This window comes from Nocardiopsis sp. EMB25 (genome assembly GCF_026797795.1).
GTDB lineage: Bacteria > Actinomycetota > Actinomycetes > Streptosporangiales > Streptosporangiaceae > Nocardiopsis > Nocardiopsis lucentensis.
The window spans coordinates 893531-915739 of the sequence record NZ_JAMTDN010000001.1; the positions used below are offsets into that span (position 1 = coordinate 893531).

A 22209-nucleotide genomic window follows, 5' to 3' on the forward strand; every position below is an offset into this window, starting at 1 on the left:
CTGGTGGTCCACGTTCAACCGTTGTTGACAGCGATCGGCTGGCTGACACCCGTAGACATCCGATGGGCGCAGGGTGTCAAGCCACGGTCCGCAGCTCGGGTTCGCCCGGGTTCGGGAAGGCGGTGTTCTCGTCGTCGGTGGGGTCGTGGTCCCGGAGGAGAAAACCCGATCGGTCGTCTAACACTCGGCCCCCGTACCGACATAAGCAGGTGAGAGGACGGGAGGTAAGCCCATGGGACGCAGCACCGTCGGAGACCACTATTCCGACGAGCGCGCCTTCAACGCCCTGTTCGATGAGCACTACGACGCCGTGTACCGGTACGCACGACGCAGGGTGGGCGCCGACCACGCCGACGACGTGGCCTCGGAGGCCTTCGCCGTGGCCTGGCGGAACAAAAAACGCCTGATTCCGGAACGGGAACTGCCCTGGCTGTACGCGTGTGCGCGCCGTATCGCCCTGGCCCACCTGCGACGGTCTCAGCGCCAGGAACTGATCGTGGGCTCGCTGAGTCAGGAGCCCGGACGTGTCACCGACCACGCCGACGACGCCGACCGGGTGATCGAACGAACCGAGGCCCTGGCGGCCCTGGCACGGCTGTCGGAGATCGAACGCGAACTCGTGATGCTCGTGACCTGGGAAGGACTCGACAGTCGACAGGCCGCCAAAGTGGTGGGCTGCACCGCCGTCACCGCCCGGGGCCGCCTGCACCGCGCCCGAAAGAAACTGACCGCTCACACAGCCCAGGACTCCGACCCCCATCAGGACCGCACCGTCAGGGAGGCGGCATGGACGACCTGAACGCGCTGCGCACCGCCCTGAACGGTGCCGACCCCGCCAAGGACACCGCACCCACCCCGCAGGCCCGACAGTGGGCCCGCACCAACGCCATCCTCCGGCTGAAGGAGAACACCCCCATGGTCCGACCCCTGTGGCGCCGTATCCCCGTTCTGGCCGCTGGAGCGGTGACCGCCGCGCTGGCTGTCGGCGCCACCGCGATGCTGCTTCCCGGAGGCGACCCCCTGGGGGTGCCGGCCGCCTACGCCGCCCCGCCCGAGCCGATCGAGGTCGTGGGAGGAGAGCCGACCGACGGCACCGGGCGGCTGTTGGCCTTGGCCGACACCGCGGAGGGCCGCGGCGACGCCGAAGGCGAGGGCGAGGTCGGCTTCGTCTCCTCCACCGGCACCACCCTGTACCGACTGACCGCGAACGCCGGGGAGGACGACCCCGAGGAAACCCACGGGTACGGGTTCATCCCCTTCGAGTGGAACGAGTGGCAGGACCTGGAAGGCAACATGCGCCGGGACGAGCACCCCCAGCCACCGCTGGAGACGGGCGGGCGGGAGGCCGACCACGAGTGGTTCCTGGAACAGCAGACCGACATCCATGAGGAGGAGCTGGACCCGACGCTGGTCTGGCCCGATGAACTGCCCACGGACACCGCGGGGATGACCGATCTCCTGAGCGACTTCGGTGCGGACCCCGTCGACGACTCCCTGGCCAACCTGGTCAACTCCGCCGAGAACCTGTACGACTCGCGTCCGCTCTCCGGCGCCGAGGAGGCGGCCGTGCAGCGGATGATCGCCGAGAGCGGCGGGGTGGAGTACCTGGGTACCGCCACCGATCCGCTGGACCGTGAGGGTGATCTCTTCCGGGTCCGCGTCGAGGACGAGGTGTCCGTGGCCGAGCACCGCTACCTCTACGACCCTCAGGACGGATCGCTGCTGTACCGCGACACGACCCTGCTGGAGGAGGACTCCTCCCAGACCCAGGCCGAGGAGTTCGGACTGGCCTACCCGCTGCTGTCCGAGCAGGTCAGCTACCTCTGGTCGGGCTGGGTCCAGGAGGTCGGCCAGCGCCCCTAGGGCACCGCGGCGTGGCCGGCCCCGATGTTTCGCACCGGGACCGGCCACGCCACGTCGGAGACGGGTTCAGCGGTAGTCGGGGTTGTCGAAGTCGCTGCGGCATCCGGCGTCCCAGACCGAACGTCGGTTGCCGTAGGCGGGCACGCCCCCCGCGGCCCTGAGCATCGCGGCCAGGTGCATCAGGTTGTAGGTCATGAACGCGGTGTTGCGGTTGGTGAAGTCGTTCTCCGGCCCGCCCGACCCCTCGTCCAGATAGGACGGGCCGGGGCCCGCCTCGCCGATCCATCCGGCATCGGCCTGGGGCGGGATCGTGTATCCCAGGTGCTGGAGGCTGTAGAGCACGTTCATCGCGCAGTGCTTGGCTCCGTCCTCGTTACCGGTGATCACGCACCCGCCCACCCGGCCGTAGTAGGCGTACTGGCCCCGATCGTTGAGCAGGTGCGAGCACCCGTAGAGCCGTTCGACGACCCTCTTCATCACCGAGCTGTTGTCACCGAGCCAGATCGGCCCGGCCAGCACCAGGATGTCCGCGGCCAGGACCTGCTCGTACACCTGGGGCCAGGCGTCGACCGCCCACCCGTGCTCGGTCATGTCGGGATGGACCCCGGTCGCGATGTCGTGGTCGATCGCCCGCAGCGTGTCCACCGTGACCCCGGCCGAACGCATCAGGGACACGCTGCGTTCGATCAGGCCCTCGGTGTGGCTCAGCTGTGGTGACGGTTTCAGGGTGCAGTTGACGAACAGCGCCCGGAGCCCGTCGAAGGACGGCGCCGGATCGGTGACGGTCTCGTGCGCGGGCATGATCGGGTCCTTCCCTGCAGGCGATGGCCGACCACCAGTTGATCACGACGGGTGACCGGTTCCTCGTCATGCGCGCCGAGCGCGTCCGGCCGGGGGTGTGGGCGTCCCTCCGCCCCCATCTTTCGCGAGCCCGGGAGCGATCGTCCTTCGGCGGTCAGGCATCGAGGTCAGCGGCGGCGGTGACGTGCACGGGCGGGGTCAGCAGGCCGAGCTCGCGGGCGATGGCCGGGACTCCGGGGTCTGCGAGGAACCCTTCGTAGTCCCTGGTGTCCCAGTCGAAGAAGGACCACACCCGGTGCGTGTCCTCGGGGTCGATGTAGGCCCGTGCCGCGCGGCAGCCGTGCTCCCGCCGCTTCCGCGCGCCGATGGTTCGGAAGATTTCCAGGAACCGGTCGGGGTCGGTGACCCGGGCGACGGTGACGATCATGGCCTGCTCCTCGTCGTCGGAGTCGTCGTTCTCGTGCCGGTCGGCGGCCGATCAGGCGCGGGAGTCGAACCTGCTCTGCGCGGTGTCGGACTCCGGGTTCCGCGCCGCGGCGGAGGGGACGCGCGAGGCGGCTTCCTCGTCCATCCCCGTGTTCTTCCCCATGGCCCTCACCTACCCGCTGACCAGGCCGATACCGAACGTCGGGGGGATCCTGAGGGCAGCCATGACGCGGAGTGGCCGGCGGCCGGGTACGAGGAGGAGGTGCGCGGCCGGCCGGAGGCGGGTCAGCGGATTCTCACCTCGGACCTGCGGTCGAACACTCCGGAGCGGTTCGCGCGTCCGGTGCGGGCGCGACCCGTCGACGGCGGGCTCGGGCAGGAGCGGGGGTGAAGGGGCGGGCCGCGTGGCCGCACAGGTGTGGGTCTCTCCTCGGCGGACGACCCGGGTGAGGAATGGCCGGTCATGGGCCGGTGGGCGGGTGCGGCCTGGTGCTGACATCAACAACCGCCACCGCCATCACCCCCACCACCGCCACCATCGCTGGAGCCGTCGTGGTTGTAGGAGGAGAAGCCACCGCCGTGCCCGTCATAGCCCCTTCCCCCGCCCGGTGAGGAACCGGCTGCCAGAGCGATCAGGACGATGAAGAAGACGATCAGCACGATCGGAATGACGAGACAACTCACAAGACCACTTCCTGGGGGTTGGTGCCCAGCCAGTACCCCACCCCGAGGACGACAACCGGGAAGAGGGCGGCCGAAACGGGCCGTTCACGCCAAGGGGGCACAGACTTCGCGTGGCGAGGAAACACGTCGACCTCCTCGGGGACGGTGACGCGGTGGCCCAGCCAGGCTCTGACAAACTCAGCCCCGAACGATGTTCCACGGCTGTTCCGTGTTGTTGTGGAGTCTCCGGACGCGTCGGAGCACCTCGGCGAGACTGCCCGGTGGGTAGCCGCACGACGGCGTTGGTGTGCCCGCGCGGAGTTCCCCCTCGGTGCCGTCGAGTCCCACGGTTGCGCACGCTTGGTTGAGGACGTCGTATGGGCAAGCCGGGGGTGAGGCCGGATCGCCGCTGTCATCGGCCCCCGTAGGACCTGTTCGCGTCTTGGCGCTCCCCGCCCCGGGGCCACGGGTGAAGGTGCCCTCTCAGTGCGGTTCGCAAGACCGACCAGGCGCCAGATCAGGGAGAACGCCAGCACCGCAGCGAACGGACGACCGGGTGGGAAACCCGCCGGGTCCCTCCCGGGCCGTGGTCGGCATGGTGCGTCCGCCCCCTGGTCCTTCGGGTCCGCTCCCGTTTTCCCATGCCAGGGCCCGCTCATAACCTCGCACTTGGCCCAACTCCGATATTCGTGTGCTCTCCGGCGATCCTCGAGAACTTCGGGGGTCTGGCCGACAGGTAACCAGTTTGAGTCACGTCCGCATAACAGAGGCACACGGTATTTGGTTTCACTCAAACATCCCGGGATGCCTGCGCCGGTTTCTTTTTTCGGCTTCCGGTAGTGACCTGGTGATTCTCCGCCGACCCTCACCGGGTTGGGGTCGCTGCCGTTCCACCACTGTCCGCATGTGGCCACACTCCTTGGCCGAAGATGGCTCCTGGCATAATTTTTTACCCAATCAACTAAAGGTTGAATTTGGATGTCGAAGATTTCCACTCATCCCCCCTCGGCGTCTCCTCTGGAATCCTATGAAGGGCTTACCGGTCAATATGACGCGACATCGAGAACTTCCGACTACCACCGTTGGATGGACCTGTTCGGCGATCTCCTGAAAGAATTTGGCGCCCCCGGGCAGCGGCTGGTCGATCTCGGATACGGCACTGGCAACAGCTCTGTGGAACTTCAGAAGAACGGATACAAGGTCACCGGTGTCGACCTCTCTCCCGCGATGGTGTCGGCCGCTGAGGGAAAAGAGGAGATACGGGGGATCGATTTTTTCGTGGGAGGGTTGGCCGATCTTCCCCTCCCTTCTGCGAAATTTGATGCCGCGATTTCTGCGGGCGAGGTGTTCCACTGCCTCTCCGGAGGCGAGGAGTTGGACGCAGCTTTCGCTGAGGCTGCGCGGGTTCTGGTTCCCACTGGCCTTCTGGTCGTGGAAGTGAACACCGAACTATCTTTCCGTGTGCTCTCCCAGGCTCCCGACATCCGCAGTTCCGACCACGGGTTCATCTCCTTCTCGCCGCTGGCGCCGGCCGACTTCTCCCCCGGCGGCGCCATCGACCTCGAGGTGGACTCCTTCGCGCGGGTGGAGGGTGGCCTCTGGGAGCGTTCCGTCACACGGCACCGGCTCCGTCACCTGACCCACGAGCGCATCCTCGAGAGCATCGCCTCCGCTGGTCTGGAGTTCGTCTCCGTCCGGGGGTTCCACGGAGGAGTCCTGGAGGACGGCCTGGACAACGGAAGACACCCCAAGGCTCTGTACGTCGCCCGGCGTGCAGATTCCGTGGATTAACCGCGGAAATCCCCCCGTTGGAGCTTGGCTCCGACAGTTAAGGAGAAGGTCATGATCAAGATTGAGCCCGTCGAAGAGCTGACCGTCATCATCGTGTTCAGCGCCAGCTAGCATGCGGCCCGAGGAGGTCGGCCCCTTGACGGGGCCGACCTCCTCACTTTTACAGGGAGCAATACTTTGAAGTACAGGTCGGCAAAGCACCTTGAATGCTTCTGGGATGCATCTAATTTCTTCGTCAAGAATCTCATGACGAAAGCCAGGATCAGCACCGACCCGATCGCGGCGAGCGTTCTCTGCAGCTTTTCCGAGTTGCGATTCGTGTCTGATGTCGCGCAGGAGATTGAGTTGGACGAAAACGTCCTGGACAGTGAGGTGGCGTCCCTTTTGTCTCTCGGATTCCTTGAATCCGAGGAGCAGGGTGGGGCTGGAAAACACACAGAGGAGGGATTCGACGCCTGGGTGCCCTGGGGCAAGGAAGGTCTCTCATTCTATTTCTCCACCAGGGGCGCTCCCTTCACGGAGAGCACCGATGAGGTCCGAGAGGAGATCACGAAAGACCCGTCGCCTCCCGTTTTCAAGGAGTACAAGGACGCGGACAGGATCTTTCTCCCCCGGCATCATGAAGATCCCGGCCACTCCTACCAGGAGGTCCTCTACCGGAGGAGAACCCATCGGGACTTTGTTGACGCGCCTGTGAGGCGGGAGGTCTTCTCGGCCCTCATGGCGATGACCTTCGGTGTGAAGGACTTCATCGACGCCCAGCAGTTCGGTGCCCTCATGCTGCGAACCAGCCCCGCCGGCGGCGCCCGTCACGAACTGGAAGCGTACGCGGTCATCACCGGGGTAGCCGGGATCGCTCCGGGGATATACCACTACAACGTCCGGGAGCATTCCCTGGAACTGCTCCAGGAGGGCGAGTTCCGGGACCCTTTGACCCGTGCGTGTGACGCGCAGTCAGGGGTGGGTGAAGCGCCCTTCTCCGTGGTCCTGACGTCGGTCGTCTCACGGCTGAGCTTCAAGTACCGGCACCCCCGCGCCTATCGGGTCATGCTGATGAACTCCGGGCACCTCGGCCAGACCTTCGCCCTGACGGCGACGGCACTGGGGCTGGGCCCCTTCCAGACCGCGGCCTTCAACGACTCGGCCGTCGAGGAGCTGCTGGGCGTCGACGGGGTCCGGGAGACCGCGCTGTACGTCCTCTCCGCCGGTGTTCCCGCCGTGGACGCCAACGGGGACGCGGTTCTCTCCCATCCGCCGATGAGTCTGGAGGGCTCCCGGAAAGCCAGGTTCGAGTAAGCGCATGGACATCGACTCCTCACAGGCCAAGGGCGATCCGTCGGCGGTGGGGTTGGGGGGAGCCTTCCACCGTTTCTGGGGAGGACACACGTCGGCCAATCTCGGCGACGGCGTCCTTTTGACCCTCTTCCCGCTCATGGCCGCCGCCCTGACCTCCGACCCCTTCGCGGTCTCGATGCTGACCGTGGCGGCCTACACTCCCTGGTTGCTGTTCGGCCTCCACGCCGGGGCGCTGATCGACCGGATCGACAAGCGCCGCGCCATGATCATCGGCAATATCCTGCGCTGCGCGCTGCTCGGTGTACTGGCGGTGGTCTCCTGGTTCGGTCCGGTCCCCGTCTGGGGGTTGTGCCTCTTCGTCTTCGCCCTGGCGGTCTGTGAGGTCTTCCACGACGGCTCGGCCCGGGCGCTGCTGCCCGCGCTGGTTGCGCGCGGCCTCCTGATCACGGCCAACAGCCGCCTGCAGGGGGCGCGTGTGGTGGCCTCGGATTTCCTCGGCGGCCCGCTCGCGGGGCTGCTGTTCGCGCTCTCCACGGGGACGGCGCTGTTGTTCAACGCGGGGGCCTACCTGGTGGGGGCGCTGTTCCTGCTCTCCGTCCCCGCCGCGGCCCGGTCCTTCGGCGGGGACGGAGGGGACGAAGGCGAGCGGGCGCCGGGTACGGAGCGCTCCTCACTGACCCGCGAGGCGCTGGACGGGCTCCTGTTCGTCAGGGACGACCGCGTCCAACGGGGGTTCGCCGTGGCCGCCGCGGTCTCCGGGTTCGCCACCGGCGGGGTGTCGGCCATCCTGGTGCTCTACGTCACCCGGACCCTCGGTGTTCCAGAAGCACTGTTCGGGGTCTACACGATGCTGTCCGCGGTGGGCGCGCTCGCGGCCTCGTTCCTGTGTGCTCCGCTGGGACGGTGGTGCGGCCACGGGCCTTTGCTCATCATCGCCCACGTTCTCGGGGGCGGAGTCCTGCTGACCATGGGACTCTTTCCCAACGTCGTGGTGGGAGCCCTCGCCCTCGGTGTGTTCGGCCTGGCGGCGACGACGATCTCCGTGAGCGCCGTCTCCATCCTTCAGGCGGTGACGCCGGAACCGATCCTGGGGCGCGCATCCATGGCCCGCATGCTCCTCGCCCAAGCCTCCGTTCTCCTGGGGGTCTTCGCCGGCGGTCTGTTGGGAGGGCTTGGACTCCACACTCCGTTCGTCGTCGGAGGAGCCCTGCTCCTGACCGCGCCTCTGGTGTTCGGTCGCGTGTTCCGGGAGGGAGCGGAGCGCGCCGCGGTGTGACCGACTCCCGACCCGGGCTCGGCACGGCCTCGCGAGCATGGTGCGGGCGAGGCGCCGGGCCGTCAACCCGCGCCCTCAGGGGCGTGGAGCCGCGCTGTCGGTGCGCTTCGGGCGTAGGCCGACCAGGGCGATCACGGCCAGCCCGACGGTGATGGCGGCGCACGCGTACCCCACGGTGGAAAAGGCCGACCCGAAGGCGGCGCGGGCGGCGGCGACCACCTGTCCGGCGGCCTCGGGAGGGAGCTCTCCGGCAGCCTCGAGGGCCGCGTCGATCCCCTCCCGCGTCGCGGCCAGGGTGTCGGCGGACAGGCCTTCGGGCAGCAGGTCCGCCACGCGCAGCCGGTAGACCGCGGCCGTCAGGCTGCCCATGACCGCGACGCCGAGGGCCACGCCCAGCTCCCCGCCGGTCTCCGACAGGGCCGCGGCCGATCCGGCGCGCCCCTCGGGTGCCGACGCCACCACCAGGTCGGTGGTCAGCACCGTCGTCGGGCTGAGGCCGAGCACGGCGAGCGCGCCGCCCGCCACCAGGATCCACAGCGGATCCCCCACGTTGACCTGGGCCAGGGCCAGGTATCCGGTCAGGGAGAGTGCCGCGCCCGTGGTGATCACCGTCGGCGCGCCCCAGCGGGCGGCCAGGGCGGGTGCGGTGAGCGAACCGGCGATCGAGGACAGGGCGATGGGCGCCATCAGCAGGCCCGCCCGCAGCGGGGGCAGTCCGGCCGCGGATTGGAGGAACTGCGGGATCAGGAAGCTCGCCGACGTCGCGGTGAAGACCCCGACGACGAGCAGGGCCAGCGCGGAGCGGAAGGCGCGGGACCGGAAGAGGGCGGGGTCGATCAGCGGCGCCGCGAGGGTGCGCTGCCGACGGATGAGGGCGGTGCCCAGGACGAGGCCCGAGGCCAGAACGGCCGCGTCGGCGGTGTCCGGCCCGGAGCCGACCAGTTCCTTGAGGCCGTACACCAGACTGAGCACGGCCGCGATGGACAGCACCGCGCTCACGGTGTCGATCCGGGCCGGGGACGGGTCGCGGCTCTCCGGCAGCAGGAGGGGACCGCACAGCACCACCGCCGCCATGACGGGCACGGCCACGACGAACACCGAGCCCCACCAGAACGCCTCCAGCAGGGCGCCGCCGATGAGTGGGCCCAGGGCGACGCCGACGGAGAAGGTCGTCATCCACACCGCGACCGCGGTCGTGCGCTGGCGTTCGTTCCGGAACATCGTGCGGATGAGCGCGAGGGTGGACGGCATCAGTGTGGCTCCGGCGGCGCCGAGGGCGGCACGCGCGGCGATGAGTGACAGGGGGCCGTTCGCCAGTGCCGCCCACAGCGAGGCGGCGGCGAAGGCGGTCGATCCGACCATGAGCAGGCGTCTGCGCCCGATCCGGTCGCCGACCGCGCCCATGGTGACGAGCAGCCCGGCGATCATGAAGCCGTAGACGTCCATCGCCCACAGCCACTGGGTCGGTGTCGGATCGAGGCCGGCGGCGATGTGCGGAGCGGCCAGGAACAGGACGCTCGCGTCGACGGCCAGCACGAACAACGGCAGTGTGAGCAGGCCCAGCCCGAGCCACTGACGGCGTCCCGCGCGTGCCGGTACCTCCGTGACCATGCTTGTCCTCCGTTTCCAATTAGGATACGATACGGATCGAATCGGATCCTAGGTCGGAAGGAACGGGGGCGTCAATGGGTCAGCGCTCCGTCACGGGCGGACGGCCCCGCGACGCGCACATCGACACGGCGGTGCTGGACGCGGTCTCCGCCCTCCTGGAGGAGGACGGCTACAGGAGTCTGGCGATCGAGAAGGTGGCGCGCAGGGCGGGGGTGAGCAAGGCGGCCGTCTACCGTCGTTGGCCCAACCGGCAACTGCTCGTCCTCGCCGAGCTGGAACGGCGCATGGGCGGGGTCGAACCACCGCGTACCGGGTGCACTCTGTGCGACCTGGACGAGGCGCTGGCCCTCTTCGCGCGCACCTTCCGCTGCATGGGCCCGGAGTTCTTCAGTCCCCTGCTCGCCGACTGCTCGGGCGACGAGGAGCTGCACCGCCGGTTCATGGACACGCTCTTCGATCCACCCCGGAACGCCGTGCGCGACACCCTGGAACGGGCACGTGAGCGCGGGGACCTGCGCGACGACGTCGACCTCACCCTGGCGGTCGACACCCTGGCCTCCCTCGTCCACTACCGCCTGCTCTTCGGGCACGCCCCCGTGGACGGGCGGGAGACCGCACGCGCGGTGGCGGTCCTGCTGCGCGGTCTGGCACGAGACTTCGCCGCGCTGGAGGCCGAGGCGGTCGGACACTCCGCGACCTCGCACGGCTAGGGCGGTTCCGGGGCGGCCGACTCCGGTTCGGGCCGTGCGAGCCCCGCGGCGGCGCGGCCGAACGCTGGGACCGTGACCGCGCAGAGGTAGAGGACCGAGCACGCCACCAGGACGGGGGACATCCCCACGAGGGTGATCCCCGCGCCGACCACGGGGGCGCCGAACGGCGCGGCGAGCCGCGCCAGGGCTCCCACCGTCGCCGTTCCGCGTCCGACCATGTGCCCGGGCAGCCGTTCGAAGATCGCCGCGGACAGGATCGGGTTGATCAGGCCGCCGCCGACACCCCCCACGCCCCACACGGCCAGGACCACCCACAGGGGGGCGTCCAGCGCCAGGACGAGGATGCGCGGCGGACCGGAGAGGGCGAACGCGGCGAAGAACGTCCACCGGCGCGGGAGCCTGTGACCCACCCAGACCGCCACGAACGAACCGAGCACCGATCCGCCGCCGAGCACGCCCGCGGTGAGTCCCACGGCCTCGGGGCCGAGCCCGTGTCCGTGGACCCACAGGGGCAGCGCGATCGTCATGACGGCCGTGTCGACGAGGTTGGTGACCATGATCATCGTGATGAGCGCGCGCAACGGCAGGTCGCCCCACACCGTCCGCCACCCGGCGTACAGCTGGGACAGGTAACCGGTGTCCTCCTCCGGGGCGGCGCCCGGGGCCGGGCGGGCCCGGGGGACCAGGGTCGCCAGGGCCGCCGAGGCGAGCACCATGAGCGCGGCGTTGAGGGCCAGGGCGGGGATGGCTCCCACCAGTGCGACGAGCGCCCCGGCGGCCACCGGGCCGACGGTCTGGGAGAGGCGGTCAACGGTTCCGGTCAGGGCGGTGACGCGTTCCAGGCGGGTGCCCGTGTCGGTCGCCACGGAGGGCGAGAGCGAGACCTTGGCCGTTTCGGACGGTCCGGTGGCCAGGCCGACCAGGGCCACGAGCGCGAGCAGGAGGGGGAGCGACAACAGGTCGGCGGCGTGCAGGGCGGGGACACCCGCGAGCGCGGCGGCCGCCACCAGATCCAGGCGGACGCTGACCGCGCGCTGGCCGACACGGTCCAGGAGCGGGCCGCTGAACAGCCTGGCCAGGGTGTAGGCGCCCATCTCGAAGAGGGTCACCAACCCCATGCGGGCGGGGCTGTCGGTGGTCTCCAGGACGAACCAGGGGATGGCGACGAGGGCGAGGCGGGTGCCGGTGTAGGCGAGTGCTTGGGCGGTGACCAGTCCGACGAGCGGGCGGCGACTCACGGCTGCTTTCGACCGTCGTCGGGGCCGCCCCGGGCGGAGGGGCGGGCGTCGGAGGGGTCGGGGCTGGGGAAGGCGGCGAACTGGACGCGCACCACACGGCTGCCGGGCGCCTCGGTGTCGGCGCGCTCTCCGGGCTCGCGCGCGTACCGGTTGAGGACCGTGCGGATCTCGGACCTCAACGCGGCGAGTTCGTCGACGGTGAGCTGGGTGCTGCGCTCGCCCATGACCTGTGCCTCGCGCCAGCCCTCGGGCTGGGAGGACCACACGTTGACGGCGGCGCCGAGTTCCTCGGACCAGCGGGCGGCCAGGGCGAGCCGGACGGCCGTACTGAGTTCGGGGGCCTCGGTGTCCAGGTGCTCGGGCAGCCGGAAACCGGTGTGCGGGGCGCGCCACCAGCGTTCCTTGGCCGTGCCGAGCTCGGGCGCCTCCTCGACGAAGCCGTAGGTGTGCAGTTGGCGCAGGTGGTAGCTGGCCGAGGCGGACGCGATGCCGAAGTGCTCGGAGACGGTCTTTCCGGTGGCCGGGCCGTGGGTCTGGAGTAGGGAGAGGATGCGCAGGCGCAGCGGATGGGCGAGCCCGCGCAGGCTACGGGCGTCGGGGACCGCGGCGTTCTCGAAGGGGTCGGGGGCGTCGTGGGCGGTGTCCATGGCGCGAGGGTATATGCCCAAGACTTCTTGGCCAAGGAGTGGTGGCCAAGAAGTCTTGGGCGTGGGTGACGTTCACGTGGGCCGATGCGCCGGGTGGCCGGTACCGGCCACCCGGCCGTTCCAAGGGCGAACCCGGTGGCCGGGTCCGGCGGCTGAGTCGCCCCCCGTGGTCCGCCTCCGTATGCTGCGGGGGACGCCGGGTGCCGCGACCGCCCCTTCTGGCCGTGGCTCGTGCCCGCTGACCTGCATGGATATTCCTGGCATTAGGCATATGGGGTAAATTTCTCGTATCGTCTGCTAAGTACCCCTCGCCCCACAGGCACCCTCCAGCGAGCCTCCGTGCGCGGAGGGCGACGGCTCCGGGCCCCGACCTCCTCGCCGACGCACGGGCTCGCCAGCGGTACCACCCATGGAGCTGACATGACTCTCAACCCCGGATCGCCCTCCTCGCGGCCCTGGCGCCGCCGTGGAGTCCGCATCCGACTCGGCGCCGCCGCCGTGTGCGCGGCCGCCGTCGTCACCGTCCCCCAGGCCGCCCACGCGGACCCCGAGGACCTGGACATCGACGAGCTCAACGCCCGGGCCGAGGAACTGGAGGAGACCTACGACGGCGAGCTCCTCCAGTTCAACGAGATCGAGGAGCGCGCCGAGCGGGCGCAGCAGGATCTGGAGGATGTCGAGGAGCGACTGGACCGATCGCGCTCCGGAGTGGCCCAGATCGCCGCCAGCCAGTACATGAGCAACGGGTTCGATCCCACCCTGGACGTCGTCTTCAGCAGTGAACCCGAGAACTTCTTCACCGACGTGGCCATGGTCGAGCAGGTCGGCCGCAGCCAGTCCGAGCAGATCTCCGACCTGGTCGAGCTCAAGGAGGAGCGGGAGGAGATCGCGAAGGAGGCCGAGGAAGAGCTCACCGAGGCCGAGGAGCTGATCGAGGGCCTGGAGGAACAGCGCGACGAGGTCGAGGCCCTCATCGAGGAGTACGAGGCCGCGCAGGTCCCCGAGGAGCCGGAGACCCCCGCCACGGGCACCATCCCCAGCAGCGTGCGCGGTTGGGGCTTCGACGGCGCGACCCCGCGCATGGCGGCCATCCGCGACGAGGTCATCCTCAACGTGGGCGTCCCCTACGAGGTGGGGTGCGCCCGCAACAGCAACGACGACCACGGGTCGGGACAGGCCTGCGACTTCATGGTCTCCGGCATCGGCACCTACCCCTCCAGCGGTAACCGGAGCACGGGCAACGCGATCGCCCAGTACGCGATCGACAACGTCGACCGTCTCGGCGTGAAGTACGTCATCTGGGAGCAGCGGATCTGGCACTCCCAGAACCGCCAGTGGGTCGGGATGAACGACCGCGGCAGCGTCACGGAGAACCACTACGACCACGTGCACATCTCGTCGTACTGACACCGCCCGCCACGGGCGGGTGTGGCCCGCCGGGAGCGGGGTAGCGCTGTCTACGGGGGCCGTTCCGCGAGCGCGGACGCGCCCGCGCCGCACGGGACGCGCGGCCCTCCGGAAGGGGGAACCCGCCATGGCCGAGCACGAGGTGGCCGTGGAGACGGCCGGTGTGTCACTCAACGGGAGCCTGGTCATTCCCGCCGACCCCGTCGGCGTGGTGGTCTTCGCCCACGGCAGCGGGAGTTCGCGGCACAGCCCCCGGAACCGGATGGTGGCGTCCGTCCTCCAGAAGGCCGGGTTCGCCACGTTGCTGTTCGACCTGTTGACCGCGGACGAGGAGCGGATCGACCGCGTCACCGCCGAGCAGCGCTTCGACATCGACCTGCTGACGGGGCGGCTGTCCGGTGCGGTGTCCTGGCTCGGCGGCCGCGAGGACACCCGGGAGCTGCCGGTGGGCCTGTTCGGGGCGAGCACGGGAGCGGCCGCGGCGCTGCGCAGCGCCGCCGACCAACCCACCCCGGTCGGATCGGTCGTGTCCCGAGGAGGCCGTCCCGACCTCGCGGGTGCCGCGCTTTCCCGCGTGCGCGCCCCGGTCCTGCTCATCGTCGGGGGAGCGGACCATCAGGTGCTGGCGCTCAACGAGGACGCCGCCCGGCGGTTGGGCGGGCCGCACGAGGTCCACGTCGTCCCGCACGCCACCCACCTGTTCGAGGAACCCGGGGCGCTCGACCGGGTGGCCGACGCGGCCGCGGACTGGTTCGCGCGGACTCTGCGCGCCGAGAGGGGAGCGGCCTGAGGCCCACGCCACGCGCTCTCCCGTGCGGTGGGACGGCCCGAGCGCCTCCGGGAATGCGATAGGGTTTCACCTGTTGGCGGCACCGGAGACGGGGCCGGTCCAACGGTACGGGACGTAGCGCAGTTTGGCAGCGCACTTGACTGGGGGTCAAGGGGTCGTGGGTTCAAATCCCGCCGTCCCGACAGAGAAACAGCAGGTCAGTGAAGGGTTCACCTGAGGGTGGACCCTTTTCTGCGTCTCCGGTGGGGTTCAGGTGGGGTTGAACCAGGGTCGGGTGGGGTGTCAGCCCACGTCGTGCAGGATCCTGTCCATCGCCCGTGCCGCTGACCGGCGTACCGGTCGGAGCTGGTGGCGGTAGACGCGTTCGGTCGTGTCGGTGCCGTCGTGGCCGACCAGAAGTGAGATCTCCTCGATGCTCACGCCGTGGTCCGACAGCAGGGACACGAACGTGTGGCGCAACTCGCGCGCGGTCCATTCGTTCTCGTTCAGTCCTGCCTCTCTCATGATCTTCCGGAGGTCCCGCAGGACGTTGTGGCGGTCCAGCGGCGTTCCGTTCCTCGTACAGAACATCAGGTCGTTGTCCTGCCAGAGTTCGGCCGCCGCCAGCCGTTCGCGGACCTGCATCGCCTTGTGGGCGCTGACGGCCTTGACGGCGATGGCGGGCAGTTCCAGGGAACGCCGTGACCGTCGGGTCTTGGTGTCCCCGTCACCGCGTACTGACGTCCACACGTGGATCGTGGGGACGTTGCCGCCGGTGTCGACCTGGTCCCACGCCAGGGCGCGGATCTCCTCTGTTCGTGCGCCGATGACGATCGAGAGCACCAGGTAGGCGTACCACCTCGTGCCTTCGGTCGCGCGAAGGACCGCGACGGCCTGTTCCAGCGTCATCGACTTGGACGGCCGTCCGGGCTTGTCGCCCTTGAGCCTGCCTCGCTGGTCGAGGCGGGCCAGTTCGGCGACGTTGCGGGCGACCATCTCCTGAACCTGGGCGTACCGGATGGCGCGTTCCAACAGATTGAGCACCAGACGCAGCGTGCGCGACGACAGATGCCGCTTACGTCCCCGCAGCCACGTCAGCACGTCCGCCACCCGAAGCTCCGCCAGCAGGTGTCGGCCGGGGTAGGGGGTGATGTGGGTGTTGGCGAGCCGTGTGTAGTTGTCCTGGGTGTTGGGGGCCAGGTACGCGATCTGGTCCCGCAGGAACTCCGCGACGCAGTCGGCGACGGTGTAACGGGCAGGGGAGTTGATCCCCTCATCCAGCTCTTCGAGAACCGTGGACAGCTTGTCGTAGAGGGTGTTCTTGTTCTTGCTGCTGACCTTCTTGACCTGACAGCGTCCGGTGTGCGGGTCCTGCCTGAGACGGATCTCCGCGCGCCAGAGCTTCTTGGACCGGTCGAAGTAGACCGAGACGTCCTGTCGGTCGGTCAGGGATGCCCTGGTGGGCTTGTGTGGCGTCCTGGGCACCACTCCTCGCCTTTCCCGGGAACGGTCCCGTCAGCCTACGCCGATGCCTGGTCCTCTACGAGGCGGTTGACGTACTCCTCCAGCACGGAGCGGGGAATCAGCCTCCTGCGCCCCACACGCACCGACGCGAGCTTGCCCGTGGCCACGAGCTTCTTGACGGTGGTCCTGCCCAGGCTCAAGGCCTGCGCGGCCTCCTCGATCGAGTACGCGACCTTCTCACCCAACGTGAGTCCGCTCCCTTTCACTGAACGATGCCCTCACTATCAATTGCGATCGGGAAGGCGGAATTGGCTCACGCCCCGTGGGTCTGTGTCGGGATCGTTGTGTACGCGGTGCGGACAGCGGGAAGCCCCGCCGCTGGCGTGCGGCGGGGCTCGTGTGAGTGCTGGGTCAGGGTTTCCAGTGCACGGCGCGTTCCACGATGTAGGGGTCCAGCGTGGTTACGGTCGCTCCGCACACGTGGTGACGCTGGATCTCGACCAGCGCCGACGCGATCAGGATCGCGCTCCGTCGGGCCTCAGCCTCGGTGTCCCCGCTGGGGATGACGGCGCGTACGTGGTTGCACTGGGCACCGCCGATCTCGTGAACCAGTCCGACGACGTAGGTGCGAGCCAGACGCCGAAGCGCCACCGGGCGGGGGATGGACTGGCGGAACTGGCAACGGACCCGTGTGCCCTTGGCGTCGACGGTCTCGGCCTGGAAGGTGATGGTCTGCCAGTCCTCGGCGACCTGCGTCACCTTGGTGTGCATGGACCGTGCCCATGCTTCGAGCGTGGCGCGGTTCTTCGCGGTGAACGTGGTGGTGCCGGTCATCGCCGCTCCCGCATGGCCAGGTAGCGGCGGGTCAGTGCGGCGAGTTCGTCGAACTCCCCGGGCTGGTGCTGCGTACGCGCGATCCGAGACAGGGCGTCCATGCCCTGGTGTTGCTGGGGCGTGTGGCGCTGTCGACGGGGGAGCGGAGGTACCCCTGCGCGGTGGTGGAGTCCTCGGGGGCTCGTCAGCGGTTGTGTCAGCTTCGCCCAGATGCGGGCGATAGTGTTCCTCATGTCGGCGCTCCTGCGAAGCGTTGGCCGTGCCCCGGGGCGGTCCTACCCGTCGCCGGGGTCTGCTGGAAATGCCACTGTGCTTCGTGGAAACTGATTTCGGATCTGCCTGTTTGTAGGCCAGTTTGTAGGCCACCATGGATGTATGGCCCCCGAGACGTTCCCCCAGATGCTGAAGCGCCATCGCAAGGACCGTGGCTGGTCACAGCAGCGGCTTGCCGACGCGTTGTGCGAGGAGTCCGGTCGGGCCACGGTCACACGTCAGGACGTCTACCGGTGGGAGTCCGGCCGTAGGGCACCGAAGTTCTGGCGTCCGTATATCGCGGCGGTTCTCGGGATCACTCTGGAAGAACTGGACCGTGCCATCGCGACGTCGTCCGAACACGTACCCAAGCTGGAAGATCTTCTTCCCGGTGATGGCCCAGCCGTGGCGTTGCCGATGGGTGGCGGTCGTCGCGTCGGCAGGTCCACCGCTGACCAACTCATGGCCCGGGTACACGCGCTCAGACTCGCTGACGACGTCATCGCGGGGCAGGACCTCATCCGCCCCGCTCTCCGTGAGCTGGATGCCGCAGTCACGCTTCTGCGGGAGAGCACCCACACCGAAGCCGTGGGTAAGGCGCTTCGTGTGGCGGTGGGGGAGCTGGCGCAGATCGCCGGGTGGATCGCCTCAGACGCGGGACAGCACGACCAGGCGGAGCGGGCCTACCTCCTCGGGTTGTCCGCCGCTCGCGAAGCCGAAGACGCCACGCTTGCCGGACAGCTCGCGGGCTCTCTCGCCTACCAGTGGAGCAACATCGGGCGTGAGTCCGAAGGCGTGGAGTTGGCGGAAGCAGCGCTGGCCGAGGCCGGACCTCACACGCCTCCTCGCGCCCGCGCGCTGTTCTGGGACCGTGTCGCGTGGGCGCACACGAAAACGAAGGACGTTCGTGCCGCGATGCGCGCTCTGGGCGAGGCTTCCGAGGCTCTGTCCAAACACGGAGGGGAGGACGAACCCACCTGGCTGTACTGGGTCGATGCTGGGGAACTCCAGGTGATGGAGGCACGGGCCTACACCGAGCTTCACCGCCCCCTCCGCGCGGTTCCGTTGCTCAACGACGTCCTGTCGCGGTACGACGCGACCCACAGTCGCGAACTGGCGTTGTACCTTTCCTGGCTCGCTGTTGCGTACGCAGACGCCAACGAGCCGGAGGAAGCCGCCAGCGTTGCGCGGCGGATGCTGGATATCTCCGATGGCCTGGGCAGCGACCGCACCAACGAACGCGCACGCGTCGTACGGGAGTCTCTCGCGCCGTTCCGGGACGTGCCCGAAGTCCGAGAGGTGCTCGGCGTCGCGTAGAGCGGAGTCTCTCCGATGCCGAGGACGGGCCATGTCAGCGTGCACGGGAGGGGCGCGAGTGACATGACATCTGGTCAATCAGGTGGTCGATCAGGGGACCCGTGGGGCGGTCCGTTTGAGCGACTGGGTCATGCGTATGTCTTCACCCAGGTCAGACGAGGTTCTACCCCGGTCGGTGCCCCACCCGACATGTGAGGTCTTCACCATGCATTCCTGGGAAGAGTGGAGTGGGTAGGCGTAAATAACATACTCAAGTGCGGGTCACGGTTCAGTCGGTTATCATCACGGTGACCTGTACCATCTCCTGTACCTGTCGCTGGTATGCGAGTGAGAGTCCGATTTATTTTGATTGCAGGGCTTGCAGAGTAGTTGAATATTACTGAGATCGTTCAATCCGTAATTCGCGAGTGGAACGATATGATCAAACTGCTCGTTGGATAGTGCGTCCAACAGTCCAGAAACGTCCATGCCACAGGACACGCAGCGTCCGTGGTCGCGAAAATACACTGCTCTCTTGACCCACGTTGGGATGCTTTTTCTTTTCAAGGAACCTCTTTTGGTGAATTTCTCTTGAATCTCGACCTCCTGCATTTCAAGGCTTTTGCTTATTTCTTCGACATGCATGGAAAAGTAACTATTGAGGCCGCGCATGGTTACACGATCTCTGAAGACGACGTGGAACACCTCGTCAGCCATCCTGGAGAGCAAGTCTTCGTAGGCATAACTGTCTCTAAGGTCTTCGACAAAGTAGTCGTAGCATGCGTTGGCTACTTCTTCTGACTCTTGCCAAGTGGTCATATTTTGGGCAACTCTAACAACTTTTCCGTCTGGGGGTGGAATTTCGAATGGTGTGTGTTCGATTCCGTATCCCTGAAGTGCTAGATCAATAGGAAGATACTTCTTTGGTTGAAAGCCGTTTTTGGGGTCGTAGATTGTCACGTATGGACCGTCGGTGTCACTTAGAAAAAGTTCGTCTGCCACCACTTTTGCTAGCTTGTGAACCAGGGTGTCCTTCTGCCATGATGGAATCATTTGAAAGATTCCTTCGTTGGCATGGAAGTCTTCCATGTCAATTGCAGTGGAGGAGCCTCGCGCGAATCTGGTCAGGGTGTCTGCGATTTTGTATGTTCGAAAATATTTATGGTTAATCCATTCTTGGTCATTTTCCATTATGTTCCTGTGGCGTTAGTTTAAGTGGCAGGTTTCGGAATTATATCTGGGCTGTTTGGTGGGGTGGAGGTGGGGTTGGGAGAGGGGCACCCGTGGGTGCCCCTCGGTGACCGTTCCCGTCGTCTGGTGGCCGGAACGTGACTTCTGGCCTGGGATTTCTTGTTGTTCGGCGACCTCCGATGACCCCTGTTGGCCATGCCGTGCGTGACTGGGGGTCAAGGGGTCGTGGGTTCAAATCCCGCCGTCCCGACGGATGAGGGGCGTTCACACAGGTGAGCGTCCCTTTCACGTGTCCGGCGACCGTTCGTTTCGCGCGTGTCGACCACCGTGAGGACCGGGTTGACGCGCTCAGGGAGTCGGTTCCTCCTCGCGTTCCAGCGCGAGCACGAGCAGAGTGATGGCGCGGGTGGCGGCCTCCCACTGTTCGACGGTCAGACCGGGGAACCGCTCGCGCGGCAGCGGGGTGGACTCGATCTCCCAGGCGACGTCGCCCAGCGGGACGTCGGTGCCCCGGATCCTCAACCCCGACACCGGACGACGGCCGGGGCCGGGCGGTGTGAAGCGCGAACCGTACTCGACGTGCGCGGCGCAGGCGAGGTTGGAGGGGGTTTCGGACCCGAAGGACAGGAGCTCACGCACCAGCACGCGGGTGAGCTCCTCCGCGGACGCGGAGGAGTCCGCGTCCAGAAGTGTGCGGACGAGTCGTGCGCGGGGGTCGGGATTCACCATGGCGGGATGATACGGACCTCGCCGCCGTGACCGCCCTCCCGGCCCCGGTGCGGAGTGCCTCGGCGCCGCGGCTACAGTCTCAGGCATGGACGGGCGCACCCCTACTCGACGACAGCGCACCCTCGCGGTGCCGCTGGTCGCGTTGGTGGTCATGTGCTTCCTGTGCGCCCTGTGCCACAGTGCCGTCCCCGAGCCCTCATCGCTCGTGGCGGCGGATTGCCCGGACCTGGTCCAGGAGACCGTCGAGGCCCGGCCCGGCGCTTCCTCCCCGACCGTCCCGCACCCGTGCGAGGCCGCCGAGGCCCACGGGGTGACCACCGCCGCGTCCCTGTTCCTCCTCGCGCTCGGCGTCGTCCTCACCTTCACGCTGCTGCTGGCCCCACGGCCCGGACCGGCGTGCCGCGCCACCCGTCACCGCCCGTCGCCCCCGCACGGCCACGGGCTCTTGACGCTGCTCTGCGTCCAGCGGGTCTAGAACACGGAACACCCATCCACCTCCCCACCGGTGAGGTGCCCCGCCGTGCCCACCAGTCAGGCACGGCCCCGACGTGACCGTGTTCCGGGCGTGCCCGCGCACGCCCCCGACCCCAGGACCTTCCACATGAGCAAGAACCTCGTCATCACTCTCGGCCTGATCCTGGTCGCCGCCCTCGGGATCGGCCTCCTGGTCGTCCTCGACGGCGGTGACCCCGCCGCCACCGCGCCGACGGCGCGGAGCACCCCCACCTCCCCCGAGCCCACCGCGGCGGCCACCGCGCCGGCCGAACTACTGGTGCGCGAGGACAGCCGCCACCTGGACCGGGTGGAGGAGTCCCCGGTCACGGTCGTGGAGTTCCTCGACTTCGAGTGCGAGGCCTGCCGGGCCCAGTTCCCCGTCATGGAGCGGATCCGTGAGGACTACGACGGCCGGATCACCGTGGTGATCCGCTACTTCCCGCTGCCCGGGCACACCAACTCCGAACCCGCGGCCGCCGCGGTGGAGGCCGCCGCCCAACAGGGCGCCCTGGAGGAGATGTACGTCCGGATGTACCAGACCCAGGCCGAGTGGGGCGAGTCCCGTGAGGACCGGAGCGGGGTGTTCGTCGGCTTCGCCGAGGACCTGGGCCTGGACGTGGCGGAGTTCCGCAGGACCATGGAGTCCCCGCAGACCCTGGAACGGGTGGGTTCCGACTTCGAGGACGGCGTCGCCCTCGGAGTCCAGGGCACCCCGACCATCTTCGTCAACGGGCGCCCGACCCCGAGCATGCCCGACTACGACACCCTCGCGGCGATGATCGACGCGGAGCTGGAGGGATGAGCGCCCCCTCCGCCGCCCGCCGGGCGGTCTGCGCACCGCCCGGCTCCGGGGTCGCCGTCATCAGCCGGGCCCTGCCGTGGCTGCTCACGCTGGGCGGCGCCGTCGGGTTCGCCGCCTCCCTGGCCCTGCTCGTCGAGAAGCTCCGGGTCCTGGCCGATCCCGACCACGTCCCCGCGTGCAGCGTCAATCCGGTGCTCTCCTGCGGCACCGTCATGGCCGTCCCGCAGGCGGAGGTGTTCGGCGTCCCGAACCCGGTCGTCGGTCTCGCCTGCTTCGCCGTGGCCACCACCGTCGGCGCGGCCCTCCTGGCGGGTGCCGAGCCGCACCGCTGGTTCTGGCTCGGCCTCCAGGCGGGGGTGGTGTTCGGGGCCGCCTTCGTACACTGGCTCATCTTCCAGAGCCTGTACCGCATCGGCGCCCTGTGCCCCTACTGCATGGTGGTGTGGGCGGTGACCATCCCGCTGTTCTGGTACGTCACCCTGCACAACACCCGTTCCGGTCACCTGCCGGTGCCCGCCGGGCTCCGGCCCGTGGCGGAGGCCCTGGCGCGCAACCACACGGTCGTGCTCACGGTGTGGGGGCTGGTGATCGTCGGTGCGGTGGGCCAGGCGTTCTGGACCCACTGGACGATCGTGCTGTAGGGCCGGC

Annotated in this window: 24 protein-coding genes and 1 tRNA gene; 13 read left to right on the top strand and 12 right to left on the bottom strand. The window is 68.3% G+C overall.

The features are described 5' to 3' along the window. Nucleotides 1–232: 232 nt before the first annotated feature. Nucleotides 233–799 carry an RNA polymerase sigma factor gene (locus KIK06_RS03840; protein WP_268641913.1) on the top strand — a complete coding sequence of 189 codons (567 nt, stop codon included), beginning with the start codon at nucleotides 233–235 and terminating at the stop codon, nucleotides 797–799. After that, on the top strand, nucleotides 787–1863 hold the full coding sequence (locus KIK06_RS03845; RefSeq protein WP_268641915.1) for a CU044_5270 family protein: 1077 nt from the start codon (nucleotides 787–789) through the stop codon (nucleotides 1861–1863). Before KIK06_RS03840 ends, KIK06_RS03845 begins: the two co-directional genes overlap by 13 nt. Before the next feature lie 66 nt (nucleotides 1864–1929). On the opposite strand, the gene KIK06_RS03850 is transcribed toward KIK06_RS03845, so the two are convergent. From KIK06_RS03850 to KIK06_RS03860, 3 genes are all read right to left on the bottom strand, one after another. Continuing rightward, nucleotides 1930–2664, bottom strand: coding sequence for a flavodoxin family protein (locus tag KIK06_RS03850; protein WP_268641916.1), 735 nt, complete (start codon nucleotides 2662–2664; stop codon nucleotides 1930–1932). 154 nt (nucleotides 2665–2818) lie between these two features. Continuing rightward, nucleotides 2819–3091 carry a hypothetical protein gene (locus KIK06_RS03855; RefSeq protein WP_017597225.1) on the bottom strand — a complete coding sequence of 91 codons (273 nt, stop codon included), beginning with the start codon at nucleotides 3089–3091 and terminating at the stop codon, nucleotides 2819–2821. Between the two features lie 497 nt (nucleotides 3092–3588). Beyond that, nucleotides 3589–3774: a hypothetical protein gene (locus tag KIK06_RS03860; protein WP_086002993.1), complete on the bottom strand. Its 186-nt coding sequence runs from the start codon at nucleotides 3772–3774 to the stop codon at nucleotides 3589–3591. 1065 nt (nucleotides 3775–4839) lie between these two features. Between KIK06_RS03860 and KIK06_RS03865 the strand changes: the two genes are divergently transcribed. The 3 genes from KIK06_RS03865 to KIK06_RS03875 all read left to right on the top strand — a co-directional run bounded on the left by KIK06_RS03865 (nucleotide 4840) and on the right by KIK06_RS03875 (nucleotide 8116). Continuing rightward, nucleotides 4840–5544: a class I SAM-dependent methyltransferase gene (locus KIK06_RS03865; protein ID WP_268641917.1), complete on the top strand. Its 705-nt coding sequence runs from the start codon at nucleotides 4840–4842 to the stop codon at nucleotides 5542–5544. A 177-nt stretch (nucleotides 5545–5721) separates the two neighbouring features. Beyond that, complete coding sequence (locus KIK06_RS03870) at nucleotides 5722–6840, top strand: SagB/ThcOx family dehydrogenase (RefSeq protein ID WP_268641918.1); 1119 nt, start codon at nucleotides 5722–5724, stop codon at nucleotides 6838–6840. Between the two features lie 4 nt (nucleotides 6841–6844). Then, nucleotides 6845–8116, top strand: coding sequence for an MFS transporter (locus tag KIK06_RS03875; RefSeq protein ID WP_017597228.1), 1272 nt, complete (start codon nucleotides 6845–6847; stop codon nucleotides 8114–8116). A 75-nt stretch (nucleotides 8117–8191) separates the two neighbouring features. On the opposite strand, the gene KIK06_RS03880 is transcribed toward KIK06_RS03875, so the two are convergent. After that, complete coding sequence (locus KIK06_RS03880) at nucleotides 8192–9727, bottom strand: MFS transporter (protein ID WP_268641919.1); 1536 nt, start codon at nucleotides 9725–9727, stop codon at nucleotides 8192–8194. Between the two features lie 74 nt (nucleotides 9728–9801). Here KIK06_RS03880 and KIK06_RS03885 point away from each other — a divergent pair, with 74 nt between their 5' ends. Beyond that, on the top strand, nucleotides 9802–10437 hold the full coding sequence (locus tag KIK06_RS03885) for a TetR/AcrR family transcriptional regulator (RefSeq protein WP_268641920.1): 636 nt from the start codon (nucleotides 9802–9804) through the stop codon (nucleotides 10435–10437). On the opposite strand, the gene KIK06_RS03890 is transcribed toward KIK06_RS03885, so the two are convergent. Then, nucleotides 10434–11675 (bottom strand): MFS transporter, encoded by a 1242-nt coding sequence (locus KIK06_RS03890; protein WP_268641921.1) that lies wholly within the window; start codon nucleotides 11673–11675, stop codon nucleotides 10434–10436. The genes KIK06_RS03885 and KIK06_RS03890 overlap by 4 nt on opposite strands. Beyond that, nucleotides 11672–12322, bottom strand: coding sequence for a helix-turn-helix domain-containing protein (locus KIK06_RS03895; RefSeq protein WP_268641922.1), 651 nt, complete (start codon nucleotides 12320–12322; stop codon nucleotides 11672–11674). The genes KIK06_RS03890 and KIK06_RS03895 overlap by 4 nt, the downstream gene beginning before the upstream one ends. Nucleotides 12323–12742: 420 nt before the next feature. On the opposite strand from KIK06_RS03895, the gene KIK06_RS03900 reads away from it, so the two are divergent. From KIK06_RS03900 to KIK06_RS03910, 3 genes are all read left to right on the top strand, one after another. Beyond that, complete coding sequence (locus tag KIK06_RS03900) at nucleotides 12743–13729, top strand: coiled-coil domain-containing protein (protein ID WP_017597232.1); 987 nt, start codon at nucleotides 12743–12745, stop codon at nucleotides 13727–13729. 127 nt (nucleotides 13730–13856) lie between these two features. Then, on the top strand, nucleotides 13857–14519 hold the full coding sequence (locus tag KIK06_RS03905; RefSeq protein WP_268641923.1) for a dienelactone hydrolase family protein: 663 nt from the start codon (nucleotides 13857–13859) through the stop codon (nucleotides 14517–14519). Between the two features lie 108 nt (nucleotides 14520–14627). Beyond that, nucleotides 14628–14701, top strand: a tRNA-Pro gene (locus KIK06_RS03910). A 100-nt stretch (nucleotides 14702–14801) separates the two neighbouring features. Here the strand turns inward: KIK06_RS03910 and KIK06_RS03915 are convergent. The 4 genes from KIK06_RS03915 to KIK06_RS03930 form a co-directional block, all read right to left on the bottom strand. Continuing rightward, a complete protein-coding gene (locus KIK06_RS03915) occupies nucleotides 14802–15983 on the bottom strand; it encodes a site-specific integrase (RefSeq protein WP_268641924.1) in 1182 nt (393 codons plus the stop codon). Between the two features lie 35 nt (nucleotides 15984–16018). Continuing rightward, nucleotides 16019–16207, bottom strand: coding sequence for a helix-turn-helix domain-containing protein (locus KIK06_RS03920; protein ID WP_268641925.1), 189 nt, complete (start codon nucleotides 16205–16207; stop codon nucleotides 16019–16021). Nucleotides 16208–16373: 166 nt separating this feature from the next. After that, nucleotides 16374–16796 carry a hypothetical protein gene (locus KIK06_RS03925; protein WP_268641926.1) on the bottom strand — a complete coding sequence of 141 codons (423 nt, stop codon included), beginning with the start codon at nucleotides 16794–16796 and terminating at the stop codon, nucleotides 16374–16376. After that, nucleotides 16793–17029, bottom strand: coding sequence for a hypothetical protein (locus KIK06_RS03930; RefSeq protein ID WP_268641927.1), 237 nt, complete (start codon nucleotides 17027–17029; stop codon nucleotides 16793–16795). Before KIK06_RS03930 ends, KIK06_RS03925 begins: the two co-directional genes overlap by 4 nt. Nucleotides 17030–17171: 142 nt before the next feature. On the opposite strand from KIK06_RS03930, the gene KIK06_RS03935 reads away from it, so the two are divergent. Continuing rightward, on the top strand, nucleotides 17172–18365 hold the full coding sequence (locus KIK06_RS03935; protein WP_268641928.1) for a helix-turn-helix transcriptional regulator: 1194 nt from the start codon (nucleotides 17172–17174) through the stop codon (nucleotides 18363–18365). 282 nt (nucleotides 18366–18647) lie between these two features. On the opposite strand, the gene KIK06_RS03940 is transcribed toward KIK06_RS03935, so the two are convergent. Then, nucleotides 18648–19433, bottom strand: a complete 786-nt coding sequence (locus KIK06_RS03940; protein ID WP_268641929.1) for an HNH endonuclease — start codon at nucleotides 19431–19433, stop codon at nucleotides 18648–18650. 450 nt (nucleotides 19434–19883) lie between these two features. After that, nucleotides 19884–20264 (bottom strand): hypothetical protein, encoded by a 381-nt coding sequence (locus KIK06_RS03945; protein ID WP_268641930.1) that lies wholly within the window; start codon nucleotides 20262–20264, stop codon nucleotides 19884–19886. An 85-nt stretch (nucleotides 20265–20349) separates the two neighbouring features. On the opposite strand from KIK06_RS03945, the gene KIK06_RS03950 reads away from it, so the two are divergent. From KIK06_RS03950 to KIK06_RS03960, 3 genes are all read left to right on the top strand, one after another. Continuing rightward, nucleotides 20350–20739: a hypothetical protein gene (locus tag KIK06_RS03950; RefSeq protein WP_268641931.1), complete on the top strand. Its 390-nt coding sequence runs from the start codon at nucleotides 20350–20352 to the stop codon at nucleotides 20737–20739. Between the two features lie 126 nt (nucleotides 20740–20865). Further along, on the top strand, nucleotides 20866–21561 hold the full coding sequence (locus tag KIK06_RS03955) for a DsbA family protein (protein ID WP_268641932.1): 696 nt from the start codon (nucleotides 20866–20868) through the stop codon (nucleotides 21559–21561). Further along, on the top strand, nucleotides 21558–22202 hold the full coding sequence (locus KIK06_RS03960) for a vitamin K epoxide reductase family protein (protein WP_268641933.1): 645 nt from the start codon (nucleotides 21558–21560) through the stop codon (nucleotides 22200–22202). Before KIK06_RS03955 ends, KIK06_RS03960 begins: the two co-directional genes overlap by 4 nt. Nucleotides 22203–22209: the final 7 nt, after the last annotated feature.

Coding starts and splice junctions, on each gene's coding strand:
- KIK06_RS03945 (WP_268641930.1), bottom strand. CDS start 20,264: ATGGTGAATCCCGACCCCCGCGCACGACTCGTCCGCACACTTCTGGAC.
- KIK06_RS03840 (WP_268641913.1), top strand. CDS start 233: ATGGGACGCAGCACCGTCGGAGACCACTATTCCGACGAGCGCGCCTTC.
- KIK06_RS03845 (WP_268641915.1), top strand. CDS start 787: ATGGACGACCTGAACGCGCTGCGCACCGCCCTGAACGGTGCCGACCCC.
- KIK06_RS03950 (WP_268641931.1), top strand. CDS start 20,350: ATGGACGGGCGCACCCCTACTCGACGACAGCGCACCCTCGCGGTGCCG.
- KIK06_RS03850 (WP_268641916.1), bottom strand. CDS start 2,664: ATGCCCGCGCACGAGACCGTCACCGATCCGGCGCCGTCCTTCGACGGG.
- KIK06_RS03935 (WP_268641928.1), top strand. CDS start 17,172: ATGGCCCCCGAGACGTTCCCCCAGATGCTGAAGCGCCATCGCAAGGAC.
- KIK06_RS03940 (WP_268641929.1), bottom strand. CDS start 19,433: ATGGAAGACTTCCATGCCAACGAAGGAATCTTTCAAATGATTCCATCA.
- KIK06_RS03855 (WP_017597225.1), bottom strand. CDS start 3,091: ATGATCGTCACCGTCGCCCGGGTCACCGACCCCGACCGGTTCCTGGAA.
- KIK06_RS03885 (WP_268641920.1), top strand. CDS start 9,802: ATGGGTCAGCGCTCCGTCACGGGCGGACGGCCCCGCGACGCGCACATC.
- KIK06_RS03960 (WP_268641933.1), top strand. CDS start 21,558: ATGAGCGCCCCCTCCGCCGCCCGCCGGGCGGTCTGCGCACCGCCCGGC.
- KIK06_RS03875 (WP_017597228.1), top strand. CDS start 6,845: ATGGACATCGACTCCTCACAGGCCAAGGGCGATCCGTCGGCGGTGGGG.
- KIK06_RS03930 (WP_268641927.1), bottom strand. CDS start 17,029: ATGAGGAACACTATCGCCCGCATCTGGGCGAAGCTGACACAACCGCTG.
- KIK06_RS03925 (WP_268641926.1), bottom strand. CDS start 16,796: ATGACCGGCACCACCACGTTCACCGCGAAGAACCGCGCCACGCTCGAA.
- KIK06_RS03880 (WP_268641919.1), bottom strand. CDS start 9,727: ATGGTCACGGAGGTACCGGCACGCGCGGGACGCCGTCAGTGGCTCGGG.
- KIK06_RS03900 (WP_017597232.1), top strand. CDS start 12,743: ATGACTCTCAACCCCGGATCGCCCTCCTCGCGGCCCTGGCGCCGCCGT.
- KIK06_RS03905 (WP_268641923.1), top strand. CDS start 13,857: ATGGCCGAGCACGAGGTGGCCGTGGAGACGGCCGGTGTGTCACTCAAC.
- KIK06_RS03865 (WP_268641917.1), top strand. CDS start 4,840: ATGGACCTGTTCGGCGATCTCCTGAAAGAATTTGGCGCCCCCGGGCAG.
- KIK06_RS03955 (WP_268641932.1), top strand. CDS start 20,866: ATGAGCAAGAACCTCGTCATCACTCTCGGCCTGATCCTGGTCGCCGCC.
- KIK06_RS03895 (WP_268641922.1), bottom strand. CDS start 12,322: ATGGACACCGCCCACGACGCCCCCGACCCCTTCGAGAACGCCGCGGTC.